The organism is uncultured Brevundimonas sp. (genome assembly GCF_963975535.1).
Taxonomy (GTDB): domain Bacteria; phylum Pseudomonadota; class Alphaproteobacteria; order Caulobacterales; family Caulobacteraceae; genus Brevundimonas.
In genome coordinates, this window is the sequence record NZ_CAXBHE010000020.1 from 1 (window position 1) to 4197 (window position 4197).

Below are 4197 nucleotides of genomic sequence, written 5' to 3' on the forward strand. Positions count from 1 at the left end.
CTTCCGCAGGGTAAGAATTAAAATCAGGGTAAGCTTTGCGAAGCTCGGGCATACGTTTTTTTACGTCTTCTCTGAGGTACCTGTCTGCTTGTTCCTCTGTAATCTTAGCCCCTTTCTTTATAAGGTTTCCCTTATCATCTCTGGTTCTTCCGTAGCCCACTGTATAAGGATCACCCTTTACAGGCTTTCTTGCCTTTAGTATAGGCGCTCCTTCGTAGTACCTGATGGTGTGTAGAATAGCCTCGTCAAAAGAATCATCAGCAACTATACCTCCGTCTTCCTCTGCTTCTAGGTGCGGAGACTCAGTAGGTTTTTTTACAGATTTTGTTCTAGAAACTGGTTCTTCAATAGCAGGAGGAGTAGAAGGAGAAAAAAGATTGCCTAGGTAGCTTTTAATATCGTCTACATTAAAATCAAACATACCTTCTTCCTCTTGTATTTGCGGAGTAGCTGCTAGTCCTGTAGGAGCAGGAGTAGGAGCGGGAGTAGGAGTAGGTCTTTGAAACCCGCTACGTAGGATACCACCGGGGTCCTGTTCTTCGTCCACCTGACGAACAAATGCTTGTTCTTTCTCTGTCAGGGGGCGTCTTTCTAAGTTCCTTGGCAGGTTTCCTATCAGTTGTCGCGGGAGAATTGGTGAGTCTACCATGCCTCTACCCTTTCTGCGCCATACTTAGCAGAGCCTTCATGGCAGTGTCCGCTGCCTTGATCTCACTGTTGTCCTCTGCCTTGTCACGCTCTAGTTCTAGCTTGGCAGCGCTCTCCAGGGCCTTGAGGTTGTCTTTACGTTCCTCTGTTTCCATCTTGCCCACGTTCAGGACCAGATCGTTCATGTTCTCTTTCTCTCTGAGGTTCATGTCACGCTGCTTCAGGGCAATTTCTGCAGAATCTTTTAGAGTTTCGGCCTGTGCCTTCTCTCTGTCAAACTCTAACCGCTCTTTCTCCAGGAGGAGCATCTGTTGTTCTGGACTTTGGGCCACGCCCATGGCAGCGTTGGCATTTGCCACCTCTTCTGCGGCCTGGGCCATGACCATCTCCGTGGTTTTGGGGTCATTGGCCACTCCAGAGGCTTCTACCATGCCCAGAACCTGCTCTTGGTACTTCATAATCATGTGATCTCGGACATTTGCGTTGATTATGGGTACAATCTGCTTCATCATGGGGTTTGCCCCGGTGGCAGGGTCCTTTAGAAAGGAAGTTTTGAACTGAATGTGCGCTTCGTGGTTCTGACCAGGGAAAGCAGCTATGGGTAGGCCCTTGGTAGCCGCCATTATGTCTGCCAGGGGGTCTCTGGGCTCTGGTTTCTGGTCCGGTGGGAGGATTTCGTCCAGGTTTGGGAAGTTGGCAGCTGTCAGGACCTCTCTGTAGAGGGCTGGCATGTTGAAAGTACCGGGAGGGGTCTGACTGGCAAGCTGAATTGCCAGTTGTCCCAGTGCCATACGGTGTGCAGAGGACGGGATGTTGGGGTCAGAAACAGGAATAATATCAATTCGCCCGTCAAAGTCCTGCTTGAACACCTCTTGGTCTCCTCCCACTACCTCGTAGGGGTAGGAAGAAGGTAGGTAGTCATAGTTTATCTGAGATAGTACTGCAAACTCATCCTTCTGTGCCTTGTGGAGCCGCTTGTGAATGGCAGAGAAGAACTTTGAAGAGGCTTCCAGGAGGGCCATGGTAGTTCCCACGGGTCCAGAGTTCTTAGAATCTGCAATGACCTGCTCAGTGGAGTCTGCAAACTTCTGCCCTGCTCCTATGACAAACTGCATCATGCTCATCAGAGTCTGAGAAGGTTCTTTATAGGGGAGAGTTACAATGGCCTTGTTCAGGTCAATACCTGTGCTCTCCACCTCCTTGAACTCACCGGGAGAAATTGGTTCATTGTCTCCCACCAGTCTGACACCTCTGGCCTTGAAGCCACCGGGAAGATTGGCAAACTGTCCTGCGTCTATCAGAGAGCGCATGGCAGTGGTGGCTGTCATGGTCAGGTTACCCAGGAAGTGAATAAGACCTAGACCATAAAAACCAAACCCTGGTACGTACTTGTAGTGAATAAAGTGCAGCTTCTTTTCTTTCTTGGGGTCACCCTCTTTGTAGTTTCTTCTGATACAGAGAACCTTCTTACTTGTCTCCTCTATGGTGACAATGTAAGGGTGCGCTATACCGTCTGGATCGTCATAGGGTTCTGGAAGGTCCAGGTAGCAGTGCTGTTCCAGGAGGACGTACTGAGGGTCTTCCAGGTCCATGCCGCTGGATGCAATGCCCATGATCTCGTCCATCTTCTGGGTCATCTCTGGGAGATCAGGAGCAGAAGGTTTAGACAGTTCAATGTCACGGTACATGCCCGAGACAACGTCCTTCTTAAAATCATTCAGAGAACGAAAAATAAGGTGCGTGTACCTGCTGGCTGTTCTGAGGTCCTTGGCATTATAAGAAACATAGAAGTGGTCCACGGGAACAAGTTCTGACACGGGCCTTTCCAACAGAGCATCGTAGTAAATTTTCTTAAAGGAAGACCCCATCACCGGGAGGTGGAAAAGGAGACGCTCCTGCTCTTCAAAGTATTCTGGCATCTGCTCTGTCAACTGGTAGTTCATAAAGTTCTTGACACGTTGAGCTTGTTTCTCGCGCTCAATGGTGGAAGACCCTATGATTTGAGATTTTACAGGACCACCGGAGGGGAAGAGTTCTTGAGAGGCTTTGCTCTGGAACTTGACAACTGATTCTATCAGGAGAGGGTGTACCGCTGTGCAGGCACCGTCAAAGGGTTCTGTGGTTTCTTCTAGCTTGAGACCAAGAAGGTCAAAGCCACGCTCAAAGATTTGCTCCCACTCTTGTCTGGACTCCTTGTCGCTCTCGTAGGAGTCTACAACCATGTTTCCTATTTCAGCTAGGTCATCTTCGTCCAGGTACTCTGCCAGGTTTTCGTAGTGAGAACCCATGGGACCTGACATGATCATTTCTTCTGACTCTCCAAACTCTACCTCTACGCCCCCGTCCTCTGTGGGCATAAAGTTGACAACGCTTTCCTCCAGTAGTTCTGCTTCTATGGAAGGAATTTCTCCTCTTACGTCAAAGTTAGAGGTGGGCATTTCTTGCTGGAGTTCTGGCTCCATCATCAAGAGCGGGTTACGTTCAACTGCCATGGTCTAGACCTTTTTCCTTCCGGGTTTATTCTTTGATAGTATCTTCTTTCCCTTCCCTATGGTAGCAGTTTTTGTTCTTTTCTTACCACCTCTGAGTTCTCTGGGAATGCTTGCTCTGGATATTGTCATAATCTTTAGTTCCAGTTCCAGTAAGTTCTCTTCTTGGGTTTATCTTCGTCTTCCTCGTAGGAGGGATCATCAGGGTGAGACAGGTGCCAGGATTCCTTCAGGTAGTGTATGGCCATTGCCATGGCGTCTACTTGGTCATCGTGCCTGGCATAGGGAAATTGTATGGCCTCTGCAAATAGGTCCTCGGCCCAGTCCTTCCCCCTGGGTATCCAAACTCTTCCAGATTCTAGGATAGGCGTAACCGCGTGTACCCTTGCTACTTTATCACGGTCTGGGAGGTAATCCAACACAGGGAGACCTGCCCTACGCATGTCCTGTATCAGACTTTGCCCAGAGGCTTTTTTCTCTATGATACAGATGTCAGGTCTGTAGGAGTCGTAGAGGTCCTGCGCTGTTCTTCTTAGCTCTGGGTATTCCAGGCGCTCTCTGACATTTCCCAGGAGGATCATGTTAGGGGCCATGTATTCTCTCCCGGCTAAGTCAGTGGTCCGGTATTCAAAGATGCCCCATGTCTGTATCACAGAGTAGTCAGCTGTGCTCCGGGTGGAGAAGGCAGTGTCGTAAGTTTGAATGATTAGCTCACACTCTGGAGGGTCTTCCTCGTCCCAGTTCTGGAACCATTCAGACTTGATAGCAGATCCTTCGTCAGGGGAGGGGTTCTGCATGTACAGGGCCTGCCAGTATTTACCCCCGTTGTTGGCCCTGATCTCTGCCTCGTCTAGCTTGAGAACTGCGTCTGGCTTCCACTCTGGGAAGTAGGAGGAGCCCTCTGGTAGGCCTAGGAGGTTTGCTGATTCCTCGTCTAGCCACGCTGGTATGGAGAGGACATCCCAGGGAATGGTATCCTCTGTCTCGTTGGATAGGAGCCACCCGCAGAGATCATCTTCGTGGTACCGGGTGTTGATGATGATAACAGAACCATTGGGCA

The 4197-nt window shown here is 49.7% G+C and carries 2 protein-coding genes and 1 pseudogene; all 3 read right to left on the reverse strand.

The genetic code is table 11. From position 1 onward, the window contains the following. Positions 1–421 (reverse strand): annotated as a pseudogene (locus AACZ75_RS15495) (hypothetical protein); the annotation flags it as partial. A 232-nt stretch (positions 422–653) separates the two neighbouring features. Beyond that, the gene (locus AACZ75_RS15500) at positions 654–3140 is read right to left on the reverse strand and encodes a hypothetical protein (protein ID WP_339874100.1); all 2487 of its coding nucleotides are present in this window, start codon (positions 3138–3140) and stop codon (positions 654–656) included. A 134-nt stretch (positions 3141–3274) separates the two neighbouring features. Continuing rightward, positions 3275–4197: phage terminase large subunit (gene terL, locus AACZ75_RS15505; RefSeq protein WP_339874102.1), on the reverse strand; the 923-nt coding region annotated here is incomplete at its 5' end.

Coding starts and splice junctions, on each gene's coding strand:
- AACZ75_RS15500 (WP_339874100.1), bottom strand. CDS start 3,140: ATGGCAGTTGAACGTAACCCGCTCTTGATGATGGAGCCAGAACTCCAG.